Genomic DNA, 23,904 nt, shown 5'->3' on the forward strand with positions numbered 1-23,904 from the left:
CGCTCGCAAGCTCGCTCGTTCAGGATGACAGACTCATTGCTGACCGCTGACGCAAACGTCGAGCGTCAGCAGATGGGTGAGCGTTGACGGTCAGCGGGTGAGGTCCTTCGCTGCGCTCAGGATGACATGGGGAGTTGCAGGATTATTCGATGCGCGGGGTCTTTTGACGTGGGTGGCGCCCGGCGCCTATCGTCTCGTCGTCGTGCTGCCGGCCCCAAGCTGCGAGAACGCCGCTCGTACGGCCAGCGCATCGCCGATGCGCAGCGCCGGCAGCCCGTAAACCTCGGCAGCCATCCGCTGATACGCAGCCTCGTCCGGGAGCGTGTCCGCCGACTTGCCGTGCTCCGTGTGGCGCGTCAGCACGGCGTCCTTCAGCGAATAGACCTCGGTGTCCGTCGAGCGGACCATCGTCAGGCTGCCGGTCACCCAGCTGGCGTTGGGCGTGTGGTGGTGCTGGTAGCCAGCGTCGCGGTCGGCGTCGGCGGCCGGCGCGAGGCTGTATCGACAGTGCTGCTTCCACGCGCCGTCGATCATCCGATCCTGGAACAGCGCATCAGGCTCGTCGCCGTGGCGGAAACGGAAGGACAGACCGTGCCGGTGAACCTCGACCGGCTGGCCGTCGAGCGGGAGCGGCTCGAAGATCGGCGCACCGTTGCCCAGATCGACCAGATACCGCCGTCCGCCGACCTCCACCACGACCGCCTGGTGCCCGAACGGCAGGCTGATCTGCCCGAGCACCAGGTGAGCGCCGTACCCGAGCGTCGCCAGCAGCCGCGAGACCATCATCGCGATCTCGAAGCAGACGCCCCCACCGGCCCGGCCTTCCCAGGCGGTGAGCAGGGCGTCGGAGTCGGGCTGCGGCGCCGGTCCGGTTGGATGATCGCGCCGCCGCAGCAGCGCCGTGACATTCTCGAACGGCACGCGCAGGACGTGTGCCCGCACCAGCGCCGCCAACTGGTGACGGCTCGGCGGGCCGCCATCAAGGCCCAGCAGCGCGAGGTAGCGGTCGGTGTGGGCGTCGGAGAGTGGCTGAGGACGGCCGGCAGCGAAGGCCGGGCGCGAGTCGAACATCATCACCCCTGGGAAACGCGGAGTAGCAGAGTATCATCGGGCGAGCCGGTGGGATGATCGTACTCTGAGGGGGTGGGACGCGTGCAGCGTACCGAGGACGGTAGGAACGAAGCGACGCAGGAGGCGCGACCACGGAGCGGTGATGCCCGAGTCGAACGGCCGTCGAGCGGCGACGACCGTGAGGCGGCACCTCAACCGATCTTCCGCCGGGCCGTCCGTGGCGACGTGCCGCGCATCGTCCAGATGCTGGCCGACGATGCCATCGGTGCGACGCGCGAGGCCTACGCCGATCCGCTCCCCGACGCCTACTGGCGGGCGTTCGCCGAGATCGACGCCGACCCGCGCCAGTTGCTTCTGGTGGCCGAGGTGGCGGGCACGGTCGTTGGCGTGCTGCAACTGACGTTCATCCCATACCTGACCCACCAGGGGAGCAGTCGGGCGCTCATCGAGGGCGTCCGCATCGACAGCGGCCAGCGTGGCGGCGGGCTGGGCCGCGTGATGGTCGAGTGGGCTATCGCCGAGGCGCGCCGGCGGGGCTGCACGATGGTGCAGCTCACCACCGACAAGCGCCGCACCGAGGCGCGCCGCTTCTACGAGCGCCTCGGCTTCGTCGCCACGCACGAAGGGATGAAACTGGGTCTTGGGTCGTAGGTCGAGGGTGGTGGGGAAACGCCCGCCACGATCCTCGACCCACGCCCCACGATCCTCGACCCTCGCTCCTCACCAGTTGGTGTAGCTGCCGTCGATGCGGCGCAGGTGGGGCACCTCGTACATCGAGAACGGGCTCTTGCGGGCCGCCTCGCGGTCGAACTCGACGCCCAGGCCGGGGCGGGTCGGCGGCAGGATGTAGCCGTCTTTCCACTCCATCTGGACCGGCACCACGTCTGGCAGCAGGACGTACGGCCTGGTCGGCTGCTCCTGCACGCCGACGTTCGACGTGGCAAAGTTCAACTGAGCGCAGGCCGCCGAGGAGACCGGCCCGAGCGGGTTGTGGGTCGCCAGCTTGATGTAGTGCGTCTCGGCCCAGCCCGCGATCTTGCGGGCCTCGGTCAGGCCGCCGGCGATGCAGATGTCGATGCGGGCGTAGTCCGTCAGCTCCTCCTCGATGATCGAGCGGAACTCCCACTTGTTGTGGAACTGCTCGCCGATGGCCAGCGGCACGCTGACGTGCTGGCGGACTTGCCGGAGGCTGTACATGCTCTCGGCGCGGATCGGGTCTTCGATGAAGAACGGGCGGTACTGCTCGACAGCGCGGCAGAACTGGATCGCCTCCGGCGGATCGACGCGCGTGTGCAGGTCGTAGCACAGCTCGATCTCGTCGCCGACGGCCTTGCGCATCGCCTCCCACTGGCCCAGGCCGTAGCGGATCGCCTGCTGCGGCTCGAAGATGCTGCCGTCCTTCAGCTCGCCGGCGCCCAGGCCCCAGCGGATGAACTTCCAGCCCTCGTCGATGTGCCGCTGTGCGTTCTCGATCAGCGCCTCGGTCGTCTTGCCGGTGACGTGCGGGTAGCAAACGACCTTGTCCCGTGCGAGGCCGCCGAACAGCTCGTAGATCGGGACGTTGAGCGCCTTGCCCTTGATGTCCCACAGGGCGATGTCGATGGCGGCGATGGCCGAGGTGGTGATGTTGCCAGCCGGAAAGAAGCCGCCCCGGAACATCTCCTGCCAGAGCCGCTCGATCTGCATCGGGTTCTTGCCGACGAGGAAGCTCTTGAGGTGCTCGACGGCGCCGGCCACGGCCAGCTCGCGGCTGCTCAGGCCGGACTCGCCAACCCCGGAGATACCCTCGTCCGTGTCCACCACGACGAAGCAGAAGTTCTTCTTGCCCGGCCCCGCCGAGACGATGAACGGTTCGACATTGGTGATCTTCATGCGTGCTCCGTGCGAGTCGTTTACCAGTTCGTGACGCTGCCGTCGCGGCGGAAGATGTGCTGCGTCTCGTGCGGCCGGTACGGGCTCTTCCGGGCCGCGTCGCGGTCGAACTCGACGCCGATGCCCGGGACGGTCGGCGGCAGCAGATAGCCGTTCTCCCAGGTGATGTGCGTGGTCACGACATCCGTCAGCAGGGTGGCCGGCGCGACCGGCTGCTCCTGGATGCCGAGCAGGCCCGTGGCGAGGTTTACCTGAAGGCAAGCCGCCGACGAGACCGGCCCGAGCGGATTGTGGGTCGCCAGCTTGATGTAGTACGCCTCGGCCCAGCCGGCGATCTTGCGCGTCTCCGAGATGCCGCCCGCGATGCAGACATCCACCCGGGCGTAGTCGGTCAGTTGCTCGGCGATGACCTCGCGGAACTCCCACTTGTGCGCCAACTGCTCGCCCACGGCGATCGGCACGTTGGTGTGCTGACGCACCTGTCGCAGGGTGTGCAGCCCCTCGGCCCGGACCGGATCCTCCATGAAGAAGGGCCGATACTGCTCGGCGGCCCGGCACAGCTCGATGGCCTCCGGCGGGTCGAGCCGCTGGTGCATGTCGTGGATCAGCTCGACCCTGTCGCCAAACTCCTTGCGGAGCGCCTCGAAATGGGCCAGCACCTTCGGCACGGCCTCGCGCGGCTCGTAGACGCTGCTCGGGAAGACGCTCATGCTCCAGCGCAGCGCCTTCCAGCCCTCTTCGACCTTCGGACGAGCCGCCTCGACCAGCGCCTCGGGAGACTCCCCGCGGATGTGTCCATAGCACATCACCTTGTCCCGCGCGAGGCCGCCCAGCAGCTGGTAGACGGGCACGCCGAGCGCCTTGCCCTTGATGTCCCACAGGGCGATGTCGATGGCAGCCATTGCCGACGTGCTGATGTTGTTCGAGGTGAAGAACGCCCCGCGCAGCATCTCCTGCCAGAGCCGCTCGATCTGCATCGGATCCCGGCCGACCAAGAACTGCTTGAAATGCTCGACGACGCCGGCCACGCCAAGCTCGCGGCTGCTCAGCCCGGCCTCGCCAACGCCGTAGATCCCCTCATCGGTGTCCACCACGACGAAGCAGAAGTTCTTGTTCTGGAAGCTCTTGCGCTCCGACCCCTCGTTCGCGCCGCCCCAGACGATGAATGTCTCGATATTCGTGATCTTCACGCGCAGTCCCCTTCAGTCAGCGTGGATCGTGGCTGCCACTGGTGTGGCCCGCCAGCCAGATACTGGCCCGCCCGACGACTCCCGCACCACGAGATGCGTCGGCAGGACCCGCTCCCGCTCGTCCGGCTGACGCCCCTCGACCAGCCCGATCAGCGTCTCCGCGCCGATCCGGCCGAGGTCGGTGCGGGGGTGCTCGACGGTCGTGAGCGACGGTCGGGTGTAGCGCGACAGCTCGATGCCGTCGAACGCCGAGAGCGCCAGGTCCTCCGGCACGCGCACCGCCGCGTCGTGCAGGCCGCGCAGCACGCCGACGGCCAGCAGATCGTTCGAGATGAAGCCGGCCGTGACGCCGCCGCTGGCCAGCCGCTGCCACTTCAAGCCAGCCTCGTAGCCGGAAGGCAGCCGCCGCCCGTGATCCGCCGTCAGGAGCAGATCGTCGGTGTAGGCCAGTCCGGCCTCGGCCAGCGCCCGGCGGTAGCCCCGATACCGGTCCGCCGAGGCCGTCTGCTCGTCCTCGGCGGGCGGCGACGACCGAATCGTCATGTGGGCGATGCGCTGATGGCCCAGGTCGACGAGATGCCGCGTGGACTGGTAGGCGCCCTCTTCGTTGTCCACGCGCACGGCCGGCACGGACGGGTCGGGCGAGCGGTCGAGCAGCGCCACCACCGGCGTGCCGCTCTGAGCCAGCGCGACGCGCGCCTCATTGCGGCGCGCCAGGGCGTCCAGGACCGGCCGGCCTTCGGAGTCGAACGGCGAGCGCATCGTGGCGACGAGCGCGCCGTCCACCCGGCCGCCGCGCAGCCGCTCCAGCAGCCGCACCTCGTGGTCGGGCGAGCGCGCTTCCATGATCAGGACGTCGTAGCCCTGCGTCTCGGCCGCCGCCACGGCCGCCGTGGCAAGCTCGCCGTGGTAGGGGATGTCGACCTGGGTGATCAGCAGCGCCAGCGCGAACGCCTTCCCGCGCCGCAGGCTGCGGGCGGCATGGTTCGGGGTGTAGCCGAGCCGACGCACGGCTTCGAGGACCGACTGGCGGGTCGCCTCGCTGATCCGGAGGGAGCTGGCCTGCCCGTTGACGACCAGCGAGACGGTCGCTGTCGAGACCTGGGCCTCGCGCGCGACATCCGCGATGGTGACCGTCTTCGACTTCTCGGGAGGCATCGTTACCCTCGGCACGCCCTCAGCATTCGTCGTTAAACGCTTTAGCAGGGAGAGGATAGCACTCGCGCGGGCCGGCGGCCACGTCAGGACTGCTCGGCTCGACGGCTGGCCCGGCTCCCTGGTACGCTCCCAGTGCGCCCGCCACGTGGCTGGCGTCGGCGTCTTGCAGGGAGAGGCACGCACTCGATGAAGCTGACACCACGCGAGCAGGATCGCCTGACCATCTTCACGATGGCCGAACTGGCACGGCGTCGGCGGGCGCGCGGCCTGCGACTCAATCATCCGGAGGCCGTGGCCCTGATCTGCGACGAGGTGCTGGAGGAGGCTCGCGCGGGCCGGCCCTACGCCGAGGTGTTGACGCTCGGCGGGCAGCTCCTGGAGCGCCACGAAGTGATGGACGGCGTGCCGGAGATGATCCCGTCCATCCAGATCGAGGCGATGTTCCCGGATGGCTCGAAGCTGCTGACGATCCACCGCCCGATCGAGTAGCCTCCGATCATGTAGCCTCCGATCACGTAGCCTCCGATCATGTAGCCTCCGATCATGTAGCCTTCAGTCAGGACCGGGAGCTTCGCCGCGGTGAGGACGACAGCGCCATGAGTGAGCAGCCAGTGCCGTTCATCCCCGGCCAGACGCTGGTGGGCGATGAGCCAGTCCGCGCCAACGTCGGGCGGCGCACGGCGACCATCGACGTGACCAACACCTCCGTCTGGCCCGTGCACATCGGGTCGCACTACCACTTCTTCGAGGCGAACCGCCGCCTGCGCTTCGACCGCGCGGCGGCCTTCGGCATGCGGCTCGACATCCTGGCCGGCGCGACGGTCCGCTGGGCGCCCGGCGAGACCCATACCGTGCGGCTGGTCGAGTTCGCCGGGGCGCGCGAGATCCACGGCTTCAACGGGCTGGTGGACGGCCCGCTGACCCCGGAAGCGAAGGAAGCGGCGCTGGCGCGCGCCCGGAAGCGCGGCTTCCTGGGCGCGTAGCCTGCGTGCGCGCCTGCACCGCGCGCCCGGACCACCCGGCTCCTACCAGCCCCGCTCGTACCGACGCCGGTCGACCACCTGCAGCGCTCCCCGACGCCTCAGGCCGGTTCACCCTCGCCGGCGCGGAGCGGGGGAGAGGCGGCCGACCCGGCGGCCGACGATGTCCTGAGGCGGGCGCGGACCAGATCCACAAGCCAGGCCACGCCGCCGACGGCCAGCACCGCCAGGAAGGGGTCCGTCGGGTAGCGATACCGCGAGACGTTGCCGACCAGCGCCGCGCTGATGAACAGCAGCGCGAACGCAGCCAGTCCGAGCGCCACGGCTGGCCGCCACGCTGGCCACAACAGCGCCCCGAGCAGCCCGAGCAGCGCCAGGACCGGCAGGAGCGGGCCGACGTAGCCCGGCTGCCAGATCGAGACCAGCAGCGAGGCGAACGGCGCAGCACGGTCCTCGGCGGCCGTCGCCGGCTGCAGCAGGTGCGCGCTGTCCGGCTCCTCCCAGCGCTGGCGGGCCGTGTCCGCCGTGTTGCGGAAGTCGCGCAGTTGCTCGACCGAGCCATCGGCCATCCGCACGAAGCGTTGGACGGTGCCGGCGGCGTAGTAGCCCGGCTGGCGGAGGATCGCCTCGACAGCCAGGGTCCGCATCAACCGGTCGGCCTCGGCGGCTGACAGGTTCAGCTCCTTGCGAAGCCGGGTGTGGATCGCCTTGCCGGACGAGCCGTTGTCGGCGGCCTGCTGCAGGATGCGGCGCGCCCGGACCCGGTCAGCCGGCTCGTTGGCGTGCAGGGCTGGATCGTAGTAGGTGAACGCGCCACGGTCATGACGGGCGGTCCGCCCGATCAGGCTCTGTCCGAGGCTGCCAACGCCCGCCGAGTCCTGCTCGACGAACGAGCGGATCACCCAGGGCGCCATCATCAGCGCGAAGCCGGCCACGGCCACACTCACCTGCAGGAGGATCGGCCGCCACGCGCGCCAGGACCGGGCGACGACCAGCACAGCCACCGGGATCACCAGGACGAGGATCTGCGCCACTGGCCGCGTCAGCGTCGCCATTCCGAGTAGCAGCCCGGCCAGCAGGAAGAGCAGCAGATGGCCCGTCCGCAGGGCGGCGACCAGTGCCGTCAGCGTGCCGACGATCAGCGGCACGAACAGCGCCTCGGTCATGACCGAATGCTCGGAGAGGATCAGGCCGCCGTTCAGGGCGATGGTCAGCGCGGCCACCGTCCCGACGGCTCGCCCGGTCCGGGCCGGCGTGAAGCTCAGCCGGCCCAACGCGAAGGTCAGCCCGGCCGTCAGGACGCCGAGCGCATGCTGCACGAAGACCAGCGACCGTAGGTCCTCGCCGCCGGCCGCGATGGCGAATGCCACCAGCCACGGGTAGCCGGGCGTGCGCTTCGAGTTGAGGTCGTAGTCGATGCCACGCGCCAGGGCGTAGCCCGGAGCCAGATACCCCTCGCTGTCGCCGGTGGCGAAGACGGGCGCCCGGTAGAGGAACGCGCCGCGCACCAGGGCGGCCACCAGCAGCACCAGCAACAGCGCCGCGAGGTCAGGATGCTTGCGAATCCAGGTGGTCATGCGTGGGACACCGGGAGGCCATCGTTTCCAGGGAGGCCCTCACGTCCAGAGAGGCCCTCACGTCCAGAGAGGCCCTCACGTCCAGAGAGGCCCTCACCCCCCGCCCCCCTCCGCTGCGCGGCGCGAGCATCGGCTACGCCGACGTCCCTCTGCTCACGAACGACGGGGCCCCTCGCTTCGCGGATCCCCGTGTCGGGGGAGGGGGAGATGGCGCCCCCGCTCCCTGTACGCGGGAACGGGGGCGGGGGGGTGAGGGCGTTCTCGGCAGTTGCGGCCTTACGTCCCCACGAGTGCCAGGCGGCCACCACCAGCCCGACGACCCCGCTCGCCATCAGCACGGCGATGGCCGGGTCCACGGGATACCGGTAGCGCTCCTGCGGGCCGTTCAGGGCCGCGCTGGCGACCACCAGGAACAGGACGCTCGCGCCGAGCAGCAGGCCCGGCCGCCACCCGCGCAGCAGCGAGACCGTCGCGCCGAGCACGAACAACACCAGCGGCAGCGGCGTCCACTGCGATGCCTGCCAGACCCTCAGCGAACTGTTCGCGAAACGGGCGTCGTCCTCCGAGCGCTGGTTGACCAGCAGTGTGCGCGTTCGGTCGGCCCACTCCACATCCTTGCGTTCGGACTCGTGCTCGCGGAGGCGCATCTCGACGCCGTTGAAGATCCGCAGCCCGAACCACAGCGAGCCCTGCACGAAGTAGAGCGGCTGACGGACTATCGCCTGCAACGCCAGGTCGCGCATGACAGTGTTGACCTCGATAGGGTCCAGGTCAAGCTCTTGCCGCAGCCGCTGCGCGATGGTGCCGTCGGAGTCGCCACGATTGGCCCCCTCCTGAATCAGCTTCGCGGCGCGGGCCTTGAGCGGGTCAGCCTCCGGGCGGGCCGGATCGGCGAAGACGAAGCCCCGGTCATAGGAGGCCGTACGGGCCACCAGCGTGCGCCCGAAGGTGCTCGGCGAGGCGAGGTTGTGCTCCAGCTGGTTGCGGATCGACCACGGCGCGATGGCGACGCCGTACCCCAGCCCCACGGCCACCGCTGCCAGCAACGCGCGCCGCGACGGCCTCGGCCAGGACAGGATACCGAGCGCTCGCCAGGAGGCGGCCGTCAGGTAGGCTGCCAGCACGGCCAGCGGCAGAAACCCCTGGGCAATCGGCTTGACCATGGCCGCCAGGCCGACCAGCAGGCCGCTCAGCAGCCAGAGCCGCGGGGCGTCGCGGCGACAGGCCCACAGCAGCACCGTCAGCATCAGCGTGACGCAGAACGCAAACAGCGTCTCGGTCAGCAGGTAGTGCTCGTAGACGACCAGCGGCGCGGAGACCGCCGTCAGCAGGCCGGCCACGACGCCCACAATGCGCCCGGCGCCGGCCCGCGGCCCGGCGGCCAGCCGGCCGAGCAGGAAGGCCAGCGCCGCCGTCACCACGCCCAGCAGATGCTGGAGCAGCGTGATGCCTCGGAGATCGTCGCCGGTCAGGATCAGTGCAAGGACCAGGAAGAGCGGATAGCCAGGGGTGCGTCGCAGCCCCAGCTCGAACTGGCCCGTGTGGACGAGATCCCAGGCCGGCAGGAAGTAGGCCTGACTGTCCTTGGCGATGAACGGCACGATCCGCATCGCAAAGCCGAGCTTGAACGCCAGCGCGGCCAGCACCACCAGGGTCAGGCAGACCGCGTCAGAGTGGCGACGGAGGGTGGCGAGCGCTCCACTCACCGGGTCGCCTCGGGGATCGGGCCGCCCGGGGACGGGACCGGCCCGGGCCGTGCGCCGCCGCGCTCGCCGGCCCCGCCTGCCCTTCCTGCCGCACGCTTCCGCCCTCTCCTGACGGCCACCAGCAGCCAGGACGCCAGGATGCTGACGGCGCCCGCCGCCAGCAGCGCGAGGATCGGGTCCAGCGGGTAGCGGTAGCGGGGGACCGGCCCGTCCAACGCCGCCGAGAGCAGCAGGATGCCGAGGCCGGCCAGCCCCGGGATCAGGGCCGGCCGCGCCGCCAGGCCGGCCAGCAGCAGGCCCAGCGCCGCCAGCAGCGGGAGGATCGGCCCGACGCTCGACGGCTGGAACAGGTCGGTCAGCCACTGGGCCGTGTCAACGCCGCGCTGCTCGGCCGCCGTGGCCGGCCCGAGCAGGTGATCGACGCGCGCCTCCCACTGCTCGGCCCAGTCCTTGCTGCTCCGCATCACCCAGCGGTCGGAGTAGGTGTCTTCCTTCTCCTTGCCCAGGACGATCTGCCACGCCATCTTGAGACTGCCGACGAGGTAGTAGGTCTTGTTCTCCAGGATGACGTCCGTCGCGACCTCGCGCATGATCCGGTCGGACTGGGCCTGCGTCAGCCCGTACTCTTTCATCAGGCCGGCCTGCGTGGAGCGCACCGACCGGCTGTTCCGGATCGTGTTGCGCTTGCCGCGAATGAACTGGCGGGCTTCGCTCTTGAAGTCGCCCTCGACGACCGGGCGCGCCTGGTCGAAGAAGCCCTCGTCGTACTTGATGGTCCGCGCCACCAGGCTGCGCCCCAGGCCACCGGCCGCCGCGAGCGTGCCGTGCTCGGCCAGGTTGCGGAGCATCCAGGGAACCAGGACCAGGGCGAACCCGACGCCGACCAGGGCCGTGCCGCGCACGATGGGCCACGGACGCCGCCATGACGCCGGGTGACAGATCAGGAACGCCACCGGAACCAGGGCCACCAGCGCCTGCGCCACCGGCCGCGTCAGCGCCGTGACGCCGAGCAGCAGGCCGGCCGCCAGCGCCCAGCCCCACGCGCCACCCCGCGCCGCCAGCACCAGCAGCACCAGCGTCGCCAGCAGCAGGAAGGTGAACAGCGTCTCGGTCATGACGCTCTGGCCGGAGAGGATCAGCGCGCCGTTGGCGGCCACCAGCAGCCCTGCCAGCAGGCCGGCCCAGCGTCCGGCCACCGGCCCGAACGTCAGCCGGCCGAGCAGGTAGGTCAGCAGCGCCAGCCCGACGCCGAGCAGGTGCTGCGCGAACGCCAGCGCCCGCAGATCTTCGCCGAGCGTCGCGATGACGCCGGCCACGAAGAAGGCGTATCCGGGCGGCCGGCGCAGCTCCGGCTCGAACTCGTTGCCGAAGAGCAGGTCGTAGCCGGGCAGGTAGTGCGACTGACTGTCCCCGGTCAGGATGACCGGCACGCGGTACAGGAAGGCCAGCCGCAGCAGCAGCGCCGTCACGCCGATCACCGAGACGGCGCTCAGGTCAGGATGCCGCCGAACCAGCGCCAGCGCGGAACGTCCGAGCCTCATCCGCTACACCCCTCGCGGGGCCTGCCCGGCGGCCGGCGGCACCACGGACGGCGGCACGACGGTCGGCGCGGGGCCGGCCACGGAGACACTGCGGCCCCGCGTCGCCTCGATCAGCCGGCCGACAGCCCAGGTCAGCGCGCCGGCCGCTACCAGCGCGATCAGCGGGTCGGCCGGGTAGCGGTAGCGGACGACCGGGCCGTCCAGCGCGGCGCAGGTCACGATCAGCGCCAGGGCCGACAGGCTCAGCAGCAGGGCCGGCCGCAGCCGCGCCGAGGCGGCCACGAGGACGGTCCCGAGGACGAACAGGGCCGGCATCAGGCCGCCCCAGGCGGGCGGCTGCACCAGGTCCACGACGCCACTGGCCCGCTCAAGCTCGTTGCGTTGCGGCGTGCTGGCCCGGCTCAACAGGTGCTCGATGCGGTCATCCCATTCGTCCCGGCTCAGGCGGGCGTTCTGGGTCTTCCAGTCCGTGGAGAGCTTCTCCGGCTCGCCGGCCAGCAGGCTCCAGGTCATCCTGGCCGTGCCGCGAAGGTAGTACCACGGGTTCTCCAGAATGACGTCAGTCGCCAGCACCCGCATGAAGCCGTTGATCTCGGCGTCGGTCATCCCGAAGCGATCCTGGACGCGGCGGTAGATCACCCCATCGGAGAGCCGCTGCCGCACGCCGTTCTGCACAAGCTGCCGGGCGATCCCCTCGCGCCGCTCGTAGATGTCGGCCTGCTTCTCGTCGTACCATTTGAAACCGGTGTCGTGCTTGGCCGTCCGCGCCAGGAGCGTCTGCCCGAGCGCACCGGCCGCCGTCAGACTGCCATGCTCGAGCTGATTGCGGATCATCCACGGGAGCATCACCGAGGCCAGCCCGACGCCGATCAGGATGGTCGGCAGGACGATCCGGCGCAGCGAGCGCTCGTTGACGAGCAGCACGAACGGCAGGACCGGGATCAGCACCTGGGCGACCGGCTTGCAGAGCAGGCTCAGCCCCAACAGCAGACCGGCCCCGAAGAAGGCTGGACGACGGCCGGATCGCATGGCCCAGAGGAAGACGACGAACGTCAGCAGCAGCAGGAAGATCAGGACCGTCTCGGGCATCAGGTAGTGCTCGGAGATCAGCAGCGCGCCGTTCGCCGCCGTGATCAGCGCGGCGATCAGCCCGGCCACCCGACCCACCGTCTGCCGCCCGAGGATGTAGACCAGGACGGCGCAGGCCACCCCAAGCAGATGCTGCGCGAACGCAATGGCCTGTAGCTCCTCGCCAAACAGCGCCATCGACCCGACCAGGAACAGCGGGTAGGTCGGGGTGCGCCGCACCGAGATGTCGAAGCCGTAGCCGTTCAGGAGATCCCAGGCCGGCAGGAAGTAGCTGACGCTGTCGCGCAGCAGAAAGACCGGCACGCGGAACGTGAACGCCACACGTATGGCCACGGCGACCAGCAGAATCAGGCCGACCGCCACCGCGTCCGGGTGTGCCCTGAGCACCGCGCGGACACGCCCGCCGATCGTGGGTACACCCTCCGCGCGATCGGTCATCGCCTGGGCCTCTCCAACGGTGAGTTAGCTGCCGCGCGCGCTGCCGCCAACGCCGGCCAGCGGCCGGGCGCCGTTCCGTCGAGCAGCGGCGGACCGGCCGCCGAACTTCACGTAGCGCACCCCACGGCCCGCGCCGGCATCCGACTGGCGGATCGGCTGCCGGCCGGCCAGCCCCCGACCGAGCATCGTCCGGATGACGTAGGTGCGTTTGCCTTGCGACTCGAACCACGTCCGCGTGACCAGCTCCGCCAGCAAGCCTTGGGTGATGAACAGCAGGCCGGCCAGGAAGGCGAACACGGCGATCAGCATGACCGGGTTGCGGTGGACCCGCACGTCCTCGAAGACGCGCGAGTAGAGCGTGAACAGGACCGCCAGCGCACCGAACAGGAAGCAGACCGCGCCGAGGCCGCCGAAGAGCTGGATCGGCTTGGTCGAGTAGCTGCTCAGGAACTTGAGGGTCAGCAGATCCAACAGCACCTTGATGGTGCGGTTGATGCCGTACTTGGACTTGCCGTACTTGCGCGCCCGGTGGTTGACCGCCAGCTCGGTGACCGTCGCGCCAGACCAGTGCGCGTAGGCCGGGATGAACCGGTGCATCTCGCCGTACAGGCGGACGTTCTTGAGCACCTCGCGGCGATACGCCTTGAGCGTGCACCCATAGTCGTGCAGCTCGACGCCGCTCACCTTCGAGATCAGCCAGTTGGCCATCCGCGAGGGGAGCTTGCGGCTGATCTCGGCGTCCTGGCGGTTCTTGCGCCACCCGCTGACGACGTCGAAGTCGCCCTCGTCCATCGTCTGGAGCAGGCGCGGGATCTCGGCAGGATCGTTCTGGAGATCGCCATCCATGAAGATGACGACGTCCCCGCGCGACGCTTCGAGGCCGGCGGCCAGCGCCGGCGTCTGCCCGAAGTTGCGGCGGAACTGGATGACGACGACTTCCGGATGCTGCTCGGCGATCTGCTTCAGCAGGCCGAAGCTGCCATCCTTGCTGCCGTCGTCGACGTACAGGATCTCGTAGGGCCGGCCGAGCTTGACCAGCACGCCCTGGAGCTCTTCATGCAGCTCCGGGATATTCTCGACCTCGTTGTAGATGGGGACGACGATAGAGAGCACCAGAACAACCCCGGCCCACGGGATGTGGGGCAGTATACAGCAGACGAGCGAGTGGCAGACGAGACCCGCGCACGTAATGTGCCCGGACGCGTCTCTGAACGGCGTATCATGAACCTGGGGCGGCGAGCGCCAGAGTGTCAACCCCTCGACGCCCGGAGGACTCTGCCGAATGAACCACTCCTCCGACGCAGCACGGTCGCGCCTCGCGTTGCGTGGTCGCGCGGCGCTCACGGGCCTGTTGCTCGTGGGGCTGCTCATCTCTTCGGCGTTCGCGCCGGCCTCGATGTTCGCGCCGCTGCGCGTGGGCGCGGAGCCGGGCACGTCGTCTGTCGACGCGCCGGACGTCGACCGCTCTGCCCAGCCGATGATGTCGCCGGATGTCGATGCGCCTCGGGCCGTCGTCAACCAGGGCGACGCTGAGCCGGGCATCACGCTGATCACGGCGGTCTACAACTCGATCCAGGATCGCTTCTTCAAACCGCTCGACTCGCGCGATCTGCTGGACGCCGCCTGGGAAGGCGCGCGGCGGGCGCTGGCCGAGCAGCGCAAGCTGCCCTCGGGCGTCGCCGATCCGCAGTTCACCGGCGACCGCAACGGCGACCTGCAGGCGTTTGTAGCCCAGTACCGGGCGCTGCTCTCGGCGGCCGGGTCCGGCGTGGACGCCAACCGTGTCGCGATGGCGACCTCCGACCTGATGACCCAGAGCGTCGGCGAGCAGCACACGGTCTTCCTCCCGCCGGAGGCGTTCGCGCGCTTCCGCCAGAGCCTGACCAGCGATTCGGGCCGGGTGGGCCTCGGCATCCTGATCCAGGGGCAGAGCGCGCCGTTCCGGATCGGCTCGGTGGTCCCGGGCGCGCCCGCCGAGAAGGCCGGCGTGATGGACAACGACATCATCCTGGCGGTCGATGGCCGCAGCACCAGCCGCATGGAGCTGCGCGACGTCTCGGATGCCCTGCGCGGCGAAGAGGGCCAGAGCGTCACCCTGACCCTGCAGCGCGGCGACGGCGGCCAGACGATGGACATCGTGGTCACCCGGGCGCGCTTCAGCGAGCCGCCGCTGACCATGAAGGTGCTCCCTGAGGGCGTCTGCCATTTCCGCCTCTCGACCTTCCCGGTAGCGTTCATCGTCGGGCCGACGGGCCGGACCATCGGCGAGGATCTCGACTACTACCTGGAGCAGTGCGAGCAGGCCGGCGGCAAGGGCTGGATCATGGATCTCCGCGGCAACGGCGGCGGCGCCAGCCTCGTACAGGTGCTCGGGCGGTTCATCGACGCCGGGCCGATCCTCGTGGAGCGCGACAAGATCGGCGGGCGGTACGAACAGGCCACCGACGGTCATCTCTTCCGGGTGCAGCGCCCACTGGTCGTTCTGATCGACGGCAACTCGGCCTCGGCCTCCGAGGGCTTTGCCTCGGCGGTGCAGGAGTACAAGCGCGGCGTGGTCATGGGCCGTCAGTCGGCCGGCGCGCTCAACACCGGCAACATCGTGCCGCTGCCGCTGGGCGCGGGCATGATGGTGGCGATCCGGCAGGTCTTCACCGGCAAGCAGGAGATCGCCGTTGACGAGGTTGGCGTGACGCCGGACGTGTCGCTCAACATGGGGCGCGATCCGTCTGTCGCACCCCCAGAGGCGATTCAAGCAGCGCTTAGCCCGCCGGCCGACGTCGGGCCGCTGCCGGCCGGGCCGTCCACCACCGATGGGCTCTTGACCGCCGAGCAGATGAAGCAGCGGGCCGCTCCCGTCCTGCTCCAGGCCGGGGATGCCAGCCGCCCGGAGGACCAGCAGGTCCGTGGCGAGATGGCGTTCGACACGCTGCACTACTACGCCAGCGACTATCCGAGCATCGCCGCCGCCCGCGCCCGCGCGATCCGCCTCGGCTGGCAGGGCGTCTATGCGCGGTGGATCGGGGCCGGCTTCCCACCCCCATACGCCATCACCGTCAGCTTCTATCGCGACGGCGACGGCGCACACAAGGACATGCGCGAGATCTACGAGGCGGATGAGCCACGCAATCCGCCCCAGTACAAGGACGTCGATTCGCCGGTGACGCTCGGCGATGAGACGCTGGCGCAGGTCGGGACCGGCCAGAACGAGGGCCGGATCTGGATCTCGTGGCGGCGCGGCGGGACCGTCTACACGGTGTCGCAGAACGTCCCGCCCGGCGACACCGCCAGCTTCGACGAGCTGGCCCGGCTGGCCCAGATCGTGGACTCGCGAGCAGCCGCCAACCCCTGACACGAACGAGCTAAGCTGAGCAGCGCCACGCCGGCCGCCGCGTAGCTCGCGGCCGGTGTGGCAGGCGGGCCCCGCCGCGACCTACCGGCGGTCCTGGCGGTGCAGCTCGTGGCCGAGGATCGTCCGCAGGGCGACGAACGCTGCCGTCAGCCGCTGCGCCGAGGACAGCGGAACATACCGCCCGCCCTCGGTTCGGATGAACCCGTTCCGTTCGAGTTGTTCCAGCCGCATGGCGACCATCGCCGACGACTGCGCCTCCTCCGTCAGGACGGCTTCAGGCAGCGGCCCCTGGCGCAGGCGCAGGAGCATCGAGACGGTGACGCTGCTGATGACCAGCGTGAAGAGGAAGATGTACAGCTCGCTGAGGAAGGCGAACAGCGCCAGCCCGGCCACGACCTCCGACGAGATGCCGTAGAGCACCAGCAAGGCCAGGGCCAGCAGCACGCCGACCGCCCCTCCCCCGACCACGTACCGGATCACGTTGCTGATCGGCAGTGGCAGCCGTACCACCACGAGATGACACCCGATTGCCAGCAGGAACGCCCCCAGCGACAGCACGAGCCACATCTCGGCTACCCGGCCTTGACCTGGGTCCGCGTGTCGACCAGCGACCGCAACGCGCCGAGCGCCCGCGCCGCTGTCCGCCCGCGCGGCGTCAGCGAAACCTGCCCATCCACCACGGAGACGAGGCCGAGCCGCACCAGTGTGTCGGTGCGCCCGAGCTTCTTGCGCGAGCCGATCCCCTCAAGGTGCTGCATGTCGAGCGGCGAGCGGGTCGCATTGGACTCGACGACCGCCCGCACGATCTGGAGCGAGTAGCTGCCTTCCGTCAACGACCACACTTCGAGGAACGAGAGGCTGTAGATGCCGTGGAGCATCACGAGGCCCACGAGCACCGCGAACGAGACGCCGGAGGCTGGGACGAGCAGCCAGAGGCCCGCCACCACCAGGGTGAAGACCATCGCCGACGCGAGGTGGTACCGAAACGCGCCCCGTTCTGTCACGAAAGCACGGAAGCGCCGCAACACTACGAGATAGGCCAGCAGGTGCAGCAGCAGGTAGCCGACGCCCGCCAACCAGAGAGGCAACTGAGTCACGGCTGTCTGTCCCACATCGGCGACGATTGTATCAGGCATCCGGGCGAGGCCAGCCCACCATCACACGGCGCGCCCGGCCAGCAGCAGGCCGGCGGCAAGCGCGGCAGCCGCGTCGCCTGCCGAGGCGCGCCGGGCTGACAGGCGAGGCGCGCCGGGCTGACAGGCTAGCGGACCGATCGGCCATCAGCGGGGCGCGCACCTGTGTAGAACGCCCGGATCGCCTCCGCGACGTACGTCAACTCCTCGTCCGTCAGGGTGTGGTAGATCGGGATGGCCAGGATCTGCTCGGCCTGCCGCTCGGTGACGGGGAACGCGCCGGGCGCGTAGTCCAGCTCGGCGGCGACCGTCTGCAGGTGCATCGGGATCGCATAGTGGACCGCCGTGCCGATGCCACGCTCCTTCAAGTAGGCCTGGAGAGCGTCGCGGTCTTCAGCCAGGATCTTGAAGACCTGATAGACGGCCCGCTCATACGGCTCCTCGGCGGGCGTCCGCACCTGCGGGATATCGGCCAGGAGCGCACGGTACCGGCGGGCGTTGGCGCGCCGCTGCTCGGTCCACGCCTCCAGGTACTTGAGCTTGACCAGCAGCGCCGCCGCCTGGATCGTGTCGAGGCGCGAGTTCCCGCTCCAGACCACGGCGTCGTCTCGGGTCTTCAGCCCGAGGTTTCGCATGATCCTGACCTCTTCATACAGCGCGCGGTTGTCGGTCGTGAGGATGCCGCCGTCGCCAATGGCGCTCAGCGTCTTAAGCGGGTGCAAACTGAACGCCCCGGCCGCCCCGAACGCGCCCACGCGCGTGCCACGGTACTCGGCCAGGACCGCCTGGGCAGCATCCTCGACGACGGGAATCCCATGCTCGTCGGCGATCCGCATGATCTCATCCATGCGGGCCGCGCGCCCCGTGAGGTGGACGGGCACAATCGCCTTCGTCCGTGGGGTGATCGCGCGCAGCAGGCAGGCAGGGTCCATGTTGTAGTCGTCGCCCACGTCCACCAGGACCGGGCGCGCGCCGATCATCGCCGCGCAGCCGGCGCTGGCGATGAACGAGTTCGCGGCAGTGATGACCTCGTCGCCCGGGCCGACGCCGAGCGCCCGCAGGGCCAGGATCAGTGCATCGGTGCCCGAGTTCACCCCGACGGCGTACTGCACGCCGATGGCCTCGGCGAACTGGCGCTCCAGCTCGTCGACCTCGGCCCCGAGGACGAACATCCCGCTGTCGATGACGCGGCCCATCGCCTCCAGCAGCTCGCCCTTGATGGCGGCGTGCTGTGCGGCCAGGTTGACGAACGGCACTTGCATGGTCTTCACGCTGTTCACCACGGTCTACCTCTGGCCGGCGCGGGCAAACGTACGTCGCTCGGCGGGATGGAGTATATCCACGTCTCTACATGACGAAACAGGCCGGGCGCCTGAGTTACGAGCAGCCCCGCCCGCCGCCATCAACCTGGAGCAGGTCGCTCTGGTAGGCCGGTCCGCGCTTCTCTGTCGTCGATGGCTGCACGGTCACGAAGAGTGTCCCGGCGACGCCGTCTGGCACGACGAGCGGACCGGGCGCTGCCTGCTCGCGCAGCAGGCAGCTGACGCCAGATGGCTCGCGCAGGTACAGCCGCAGCATCGTCCCGGCCTCGGGCGTCTCCTTCTGATGCGCGTACCGATAGGTTACGTCGAGCGAGAGTCCCCCCGCCGTCTGGCGCGGCGTCACCAGCACGCGCGATGCGCCCGCTGCACCGGGCGCCGGCTTCAGGTACGGCGGGTAGACCCAGTCCAGCTCGACGATGGCCCAGCTTCCGGCCGGCGATGGATCGCGCGCGGTCACGCGGTACTGAAGGTACGGCTGCTCGGCACTGTCGGCGCGACGCACCAGCGGCAGGTCGTTGCAGGAGCCGCCATACCCCCGGAGGTCCTGCGCCCGGATCAGCGCATCGGCCAGCGACTGGTACCGCGTGCACAGGTAGTAGCGCGGCTCGCGGTAGGCCGAGTTGGTGGCCCGGTCCCGCAGCCAGACGTACGTTTGCAGCTCCTGGGCCACCCGGTAGCCGTCGTCGGTCAGCTCGATGCGCGCCTGCCCGATGGTCGCGTCGATGTACGCCCACTGGCCGGTGTAGGCAGCGGGCGGGGCCATGTACCGATTCCCGACGAATGACTGGCCGAGGTAGGGCGGCTCGGCCAGGGTTTTCAGGAAGGCAAAATGGGTCGGCGGCAGCAGCGTCAGATAGCCAAGCTGCACCTTGCCCCAGGCCACGACGCTCACGCCGCCCAGCCCTATCAGCGCCACCCCGAGGAGGCCCAATGTCACACTGGCCGGGAGACGTCTTCGACCGAGATCGGGCGGGCCGAGGTGATGGCGCAGCAGGCCCGCTGCCCCGGCGAGCGCTCGGCAGCCAGCCTGAACGGCGACAGACAAACCGATGGCCAGGGCCACATCTACCGCGAACACGAACAGTGGCGCGCCGCGCGAGAGGTAGCCGCTGATCACGTAGCCGGGCGAGAGCACGTAGGTGGCGTAGAGGGCAACATCGCCGAGCACGACGAACGAGAGCAGGCCGCCGAGGTGGCTTGCGCGGTCTCCTCCGAGGAGAGGGCGACTGCCGAACAGCACCAGCGCGGCGGCCAGCCCGGCGGCCGCCAGCAGCAGCGCCACGACCGCCCCGTGCGGCAGCCCCAGCCCGAGATACCCCTGCCAGAGCGGCGCGGCCTGCTGGTTGTAGAGCGCCGACTGCCCGCGCACGAAGGCGTTGACGGCCAGCAGCAGCCCGGCGGCCAGGACCGCCCGCCCGAGCGCGATGCGCGCCAGCAGTTGCCAGCGTGGGAGCGTGCCCCAGAGCAGCCCCAGCGCGACCACGCCCGCCACGAGCAGGCCGGCGTACCCGAGGCCGCGCGTCTGGCGCAGGAACGACGCCTGACTCTGCGGCAGACCCAGGACGGCTTGATCTCGCAGCAGGGTGACGGCCAGCAGCAGCGTCGGCACGCCAAGCAGGACCAGCACAAGGGTTGCCCGCGGCGCAGCCGTCCGCCGACATTCGGCCCAGGCCGGCCAGGTCAGCGGCATCTCGAAGCGCAGCGACAGGCGCACCAGCCCGAGCGGCGTCCGCCAGCGGTCTCGCAGCAGCCACGCCGAGCCGGCCGCCTGCCGCCCACCCCGCACGAGCGGCGACGGCCAGCGGACCGAGCCGAGCAGCCAGCCAAGCCAGACGGTCCCCAGCAGGAGCGTGAGGAACGGCGTGAGCGCCTCGAAGTGCCACGTCGCGAGCTGTCCGAAGAAGGCGCCCGGGCCGCGCAGGCCGCGCACGTCGATGATGTTGAACCAGAACACGATGGGATGCTGGCGAAAGAACGTATCCAGCCGCTCCAGCATGGCCGGGCTGTCAGCGGCGAGGTTCCGAGCGAAGTAGGTCAGGTACAGGTCCTCGGCGAAGACGCGCGGCCCCAGGAAGAGCGCGCCCTGGAGCATCAAGATCGCCAGGGCCAGCCCACCACCGGCCGCCTGGAGCGCCCAGAATCGCAGCGCCGTCCGCCAGGCCCAGCGGTACCACCAGCCAGCAGAGAACGCCGTGAACAGCGCAACGTACGCCACGAAGATCAGCTCAAAATAGAACAGCGCCAGGAAGTTGAGGAACGTCAGCACCGCCCAGCGCCGGGAGCGGTTCCCACCCAGGCCATCCACGCACAGCAGCGACGAGAACACGAAGAAGACGTGCCAGACGCGGTAGGTCACCACCTGCCACTGCGCGAAGAACAGGTAGTCGGTCAGCAACAGCAGGCAGGCGAGCAGGGCGAAGCGTGGCCCGGCCCGGCGGGCCAGAAACTCGAAGGCGAAGACGACGGCCGCGATGCCGATGGTGAACGTCGTCACGACGATCTGCGATTCGGCGGTCCGCGCCCCGAGTGCGTAGATCAGGTAGGCGAAGAGGCGTGGGAAGTTTCCCTGGTGGCTGTGGACGAACGGATGGGCGGCCGGCTCCGGCCCGTACGCCTCGTCGGTGAGGCCCCAACTGGTGAAGAAGTCGAACGTGTACAGGTTGTGGGCGTGCCAGAGCGCCGAGAACGTCTCGGTGTTGTCGTAGACGTAGGGCAGCCGGTCCGTGCTGAAGACAAACCAGCCGTACAGACCAAGGTAGATCGCGAGCAGCAGCCCGAGCGACACCGTATGCCAGCGCCGGTCGGCTGGGGGGCGCCCGGCCGTCACGGACGATACCGCGCCTGGCACAATCTGCGAGCGCTCAGCCTCAGGCGTGGGATTCGACACGGGGCCGCGCATCAGTGGTCGGCGGATGCGCTCGGCCCGCCAACGCCCCTAGAACCGCCACCGGTACAAGTTGACATTGAACGGGTACAGGAAGCGCGGCACCTGGAGCCACGGCAGGCTGAAGGCTGGCGGGAAGGTGCTGAGCATCGAGGTATCGAATCGCTGCACGGAGAACGCTGTCGGTGGGAGGGCTGCCCGCCCGGCCGCCTCGTAGACGTGCTCGGCGTAGAAGAACATGTCGAGCTTCGGGCCGAGCACCTTGCGCGCCGTGTTCCAGAGCAGCCGCTCGGCGTGCCAGACCGGCAGCCACGGGCTGACCTCGAAGATCGCCAGCTCGCCGCCGGGCTTCACGACCCGCCCAAGCTCCCGCAGCGTCCGCATCAGGTTCTGCCGGTTCTGTGCGACGGTCGTTCCGGTGATGTGGTGGACCGCGTAATAGGCGAGCACCAGGTCGACCGACCGATCGGCGAGCGGGGCTTCGAGCGCCGAGCCGTAGACCCGCATGTCAACCTCGCGGTTCACGCGGATCGACTCATAGGACGCTTCAAGGCCGATAACGTAGGTGTCGGCCGGCTTGGTGTACGGCAGCGTCGGCCCGCACCCGATGTCCAGCACGATCATTCCGGGCTTCAGCATCGCCTCGACCACGCCGGCCTGCCGCTCGTAGCAGAGGCAGCGCACGCCTTCACTGGCGTTGCCTTCGGTCATCACCTCGTGGCGGTCGTCGAAGAACGAGAGCGCCGAGGTGTCGCCGAGCACGACGACATCATGGGTCAGCAGACCGACGTACCCACACGCCGCGTTCTGGCAGCGAAGCTCCCCGCCCTGGGCGGCAAACCGGGAGCGGCACCGCGGACAGGCGAGCAATCGCTCAGCATCATCCCCAAGCGACGAAGCAGCCATCGGCGCGATCAGACTCAAAACGGTAGCCCCACCCCAGGCGCAATCCTCTGACAGACGTGTGCACGGCGTCGGCGTGCGCCCGGCGCGGCGATGTCCGCGACACGAGCCGCGCGCGCCATGCGGCGCTCACGTCTCCTTGTTGCCCTGCCTCGCAGATTCCAAGACCGAGGCGCGCACCTTGCAGCCGACGTCAGCGGGGGATTGCCGAGCGACCAGGAAACCGTGTGCGCCACCGGGAACGTGATGGTACGGAACCATCCGCGCACACGTCAACGCGCCAGACCCGTGGGGCAGGGCGATTGCATGTTGATGTCGTCGTGCCGCCGCGTCGGGGCTTGAAAGCCCCGCCTACGATCCTGCAGTCGCTGCGCGACGCTCCAGTCGCACCAGCCCCAGCCGTTCCCGGCGTCCGTCGCGCAGCGACGGCGTGACTGTAGGCGGGGACTTCAGTCCCCGACGAGGTCGCAGGACGTGCTCGTCATGCAATCGCCTTGAGGGCAGCGCCAGTGCAATCGTATGTTGATGTCGTCGTGCCGCCGCGTCGGGGCTTGAAAGCCCCGCCTACACTCCTGCAGTCGCTGCGCGACGCTCCAGTCGCACCAGTGCCGGCCGTTCCCGACGGCCGTCGCGCAGCGACGGCGTGACCGTAGGCGGGGACTTCAGTCCCCGACCGCCCGTTCCATGATGCTTCGGGGACACCAATGAACATGCCATCGCCCTGACCCGTGGGGATGTGAGAACGCCTGTCACCACGGGGCCGGCGAGGAAGTCCGATGAGTCCCGCTGCGTGACGCCGAGCGCGCTGGAGCGTGCGCTCCAGAGACTCGAGGTACGCGACTACAGGTAGCGGACGACCTGGACGACCTTCCCCTGTACGCGCAGTTGGGACGGATCGACGTAGATCGGCTGCATGGCCGCGTTCGCAGGCTGCAGCCGTACCTGACCACGCTCGCGGTACAGCCGCTTGAGGGTGGCGACGCCCTCCGTGGACGGCCCCTGGCTCATCAGCAGCGCCACCACGATGTCGCCGTTCTCAGCCGTCTCCTGCGGGCGGATCACCACCAGATCGCCGTCGTCGATCAGATCCTCGATCATCGACTTGCCCTTGACCTGGAGGGCGTAGCAGCCGTCCGGCACGGTGCCCGCGCCAAGCTCCAGGTAGTCATCGTGCTGTTCGAGCGCCTCAATCGGCTCACCAGCGGCGATCCGGCCGACAATCGGCACCCGCACCAGCGATGGCCGCGCAAGCGTGGCGGTCTGGCCGGGCTGCCCCACCAGCCCCAGCCCGCGCGACACTTCCCGATCCCGGCGGATCATCCCGCTCCGTTCGAGCGCGCGCAGGTTGTAGTCGACCACGGAGGTCGAGGAAATCCCGACGGCCTGGCCGATCTCCCGGATACTCGGCGGGTAGCCGTGGTCACTGGTGTACTCAGCCAGAAAGTCGAGGATCCGCTGCTGGCGGTCGGACAGCTTCCGCATCTCATCTCCTCAGGCTGCCGACATCCGCAGCCTATAGAACAGGCGTTCTCAGGGATCGTACCACTCTCGAAGGTGCCGGTCAACTACTTGTGCACACGAATGTCACGCTCGGGAACAGTTCGTAACACGGTCGTTCGAGAACGAGAACCCGGTCTGGCCTGCCGGCAGCCGCTGGGCGGGCTGAAGCCGGCAGCGTGCAAAGCAGCCTG

19 protein-coding genes are annotated in these 23,904 nt (G+C 69.5%); 4 read left to right on the forward strand and 15 right to left on the reverse strand.

Going from position 1 to position 23,904, the window contains the following annotated elements; genetic code table 11:
• Positions 1 to 186: 186 nt before the first annotated feature.
• Positions 187 to 1,074 (reverse strand): arylamine N-acetyltransferase, encoded by an 888-nt coding sequence (locus IT306_10665; GenBank protein ID MCC7368876.1) that lies wholly within the window; start codon positions 1,072 to 1,074, stop codon positions 187 to 189.
• 240 nt (positions 1,075 to 1,314) lie between these two features.
• Between IT306_10665 and IT306_10670 the strand changes: the two genes are divergently transcribed.
• On the forward strand, positions 1,315 to 1,722 hold the full coding sequence (locus tag IT306_10670) for a GNAT family N-acetyltransferase (GenBank protein MCC7368877.1): 408 nt from the start codon (positions 1,315 to 1,317) through the stop codon (positions 1,720 to 1,722).
• 69 nt (positions 1,723 to 1,791) lie between these two features.
• On the opposite strand, the gene dgoD (IT306_10675) is transcribed toward IT306_10670, so the two are convergent.
• The 3 genes from dgoD (IT306_10675) to IT306_10685 are packed head-to-tail and all read right to left on the reverse strand — an operon-like array spanning position 1,792 to position 5,291.
• A complete protein-coding gene (gene dgoD / locus IT306_10675) occupies positions 1,792 to 2,943 on the reverse strand; it encodes a galactonate dehydratase (GenBank protein ID MCC7368878.1) in 1,152 nt (383 codons plus the stop codon).
• A 20-nt stretch (positions 2,944 to 2,963) separates the two neighbouring features.
• A complete protein-coding gene (dgoD, locus tag IT306_10680; protein ID MCC7368879.1) occupies positions 2,964 to 4,133 on the reverse strand; it encodes a galactonate dehydratase in 1,170 nt (389 codons plus the stop codon).
• A gap of 12 nt (positions 4,134 to 4,145) precedes the next feature.
• A complete protein-coding gene (locus tag IT306_10685; GenBank protein ID MCC7368880.1) occupies positions 4,146 to 5,291 on the reverse strand; it encodes a LacI family DNA-binding transcriptional regulator in 1,146 nt (381 codons plus the stop codon).
• Between the two features lie 186 nt (positions 5,292 to 5,477).
• Between IT306_10685 and IT306_10690 the strand changes: the two genes are divergently transcribed.
• Both IT306_10690 and ureB read left to right on the forward strand, forming a co-directional pair.
• Positions 5,478 to 5,780 (forward strand): urease subunit gamma, encoded by a 303-nt coding sequence (locus IT306_10690; protein MCC7368881.1) that lies wholly within the window; start codon positions 5,478 to 5,480, stop codon positions 5,778 to 5,780.
• 107 nt (positions 5,781 to 5,887) lie between these two features.
• A complete protein-coding gene (gene ureB / locus IT306_10695; GenBank protein MCC7368882.1) occupies positions 5,888 to 6,274 on the forward strand; it encodes an urease subunit beta in 387 nt (128 codons plus the stop codon).
• 98 nt (positions 6,275 to 6,372) lie between these two features.
• On the opposite strand, the gene IT306_10700 is transcribed toward ureB, so the two are convergent.
• Genes IT306_10700 through IT306_10720 form a run of 5 tightly spaced genes read right to left on the reverse strand, consistent with a single transcriptional unit; the run spans position 6,373 to position 13,738 of the window.
• The gene (locus IT306_10700; GenBank protein ID MCC7368883.1) at positions 6,373 to 7,848 is read right to left on the reverse strand and encodes a glycosyltransferase family 39 protein; all 1,476 of its coding nucleotides are present in this window, start codon (positions 7,846 to 7,848) and stop codon (positions 6,373 to 6,375) included.
• Entirely contained in the window at positions 7,845 to 9,554 is a 1,710-nt protein-coding gene (locus tag IT306_10705; GenBank protein ID MCC7368884.1) for a glycosyltransferase family 39 protein, read from the reverse strand. Before IT306_10705 ends, IT306_10700 begins: the two co-directional genes overlap by 4 nt.
• Positions 9,551 to 11,095, reverse strand: a complete 1,545-nt coding sequence (locus IT306_10710) for a glycosyltransferase family 39 protein (protein MCC7368885.1) — start codon at positions 11,093 to 11,095, stop codon at positions 9,551 to 9,553. Before IT306_10710 ends, IT306_10705 begins: the two co-directional genes overlap by 4 nt.
• Before the next feature lie 3 nt (positions 11,096 to 11,098).
• Positions 11,099 to 12,622, reverse strand: coding sequence for a glycosyltransferase family 39 protein (locus tag IT306_10715; GenBank protein ID MCC7368886.1), 1,524 nt, complete (start codon positions 12,620 to 12,622; stop codon positions 11,099 to 11,101).
• 24 nt (positions 12,623 to 12,646) lie between these two features.
• Entirely contained in the window at positions 12,647 to 13,738 is a 1,092-nt protein-coding gene (locus IT306_10720; GenBank protein ID MCC7368887.1) for a glycosyltransferase family 2 protein, read from the reverse strand.
• Between the two features lie 205 nt (positions 13,739 to 13,943).
• Between IT306_10720 and IT306_10725 the strand changes: the two genes are divergently transcribed.
• Entirely contained in the window at positions 13,944 to 15,971 is a 2,028-nt protein-coding gene (locus IT306_10725) for a PDZ domain-containing protein (protein ID MCC7368888.1), read from the forward strand.
• An 81-nt stretch (positions 15,972 to 16,052) separates the two neighbouring features.
• Here the strand turns inward: IT306_10725 and IT306_10730 are convergent, their stop codons facing one another.
• The 6 genes from IT306_10730 to lexA form a co-directional block, all read right to left on the reverse strand.
• Positions 16,053 to 16,538, reverse strand: coding sequence for a hypothetical protein (locus IT306_10730; GenBank protein ID MCC7368889.1), 486 nt, complete (start codon positions 16,536 to 16,538; stop codon positions 16,053 to 16,055).
• 5 nt (positions 16,539 to 16,543) lie between these two features.
• Positions 16,544 to 17,068, reverse strand: coding sequence for a hypothetical protein (locus IT306_10735; protein MCC7368890.1), 525 nt, complete (start codon positions 17,066 to 17,068; stop codon positions 16,544 to 16,546).
• 164 nt (positions 17,069 to 17,232) lie between these two features.
• Entirely contained in the window at positions 17,233 to 18,384 is a 1,152-nt protein-coding gene (locus tag IT306_10740; GenBank protein MCC7368891.1) for a DegT/DnrJ/EryC1/StrS family aminotransferase, read from the reverse strand.
• Positions 18,385 to 18,481: 97 nt separating this feature from the next.
• Complete coding sequence (locus IT306_10745; GenBank protein MCC7368892.1) at positions 18,482 to 21,253, reverse strand: hypothetical protein; 2,772 nt, start codon at positions 21,251 to 21,253, stop codon at positions 18,482 to 18,484.
• Positions 21,254 to 21,361: 108 nt separating this feature from the next.
• Positions 21,362 to 22,216 carry a class I SAM-dependent methyltransferase gene (locus tag IT306_10750; GenBank protein MCC7368893.1) on the reverse strand — a complete coding sequence of 285 codons (855 nt, stop codon included), beginning with the start codon at positions 22,214 to 22,216 and terminating at the stop codon, positions 21,362 to 21,364.
• Positions 22,217 to 23,053: 837 nt separating this feature from the next.
• The gene (gene lexA / locus IT306_10755; GenBank protein ID MCC7368894.1) at positions 23,054 to 23,695 is read right to left on the reverse strand and encodes a transcriptional repressor LexA; all 642 of its coding nucleotides are present in this window, start codon (positions 23,693 to 23,695) and stop codon (positions 23,054 to 23,056) included.
• Between the last annotated feature and the right edge of the window lie 209 nt (positions 23,696 to 23,904).

Source organism: Chloroflexota bacterium, from assembly GCA_020850535.1.
GTDB lineage: Bacteria > Chloroflexota > UBA6077 > UBA6077 > JACCZL01 > JADZEM01.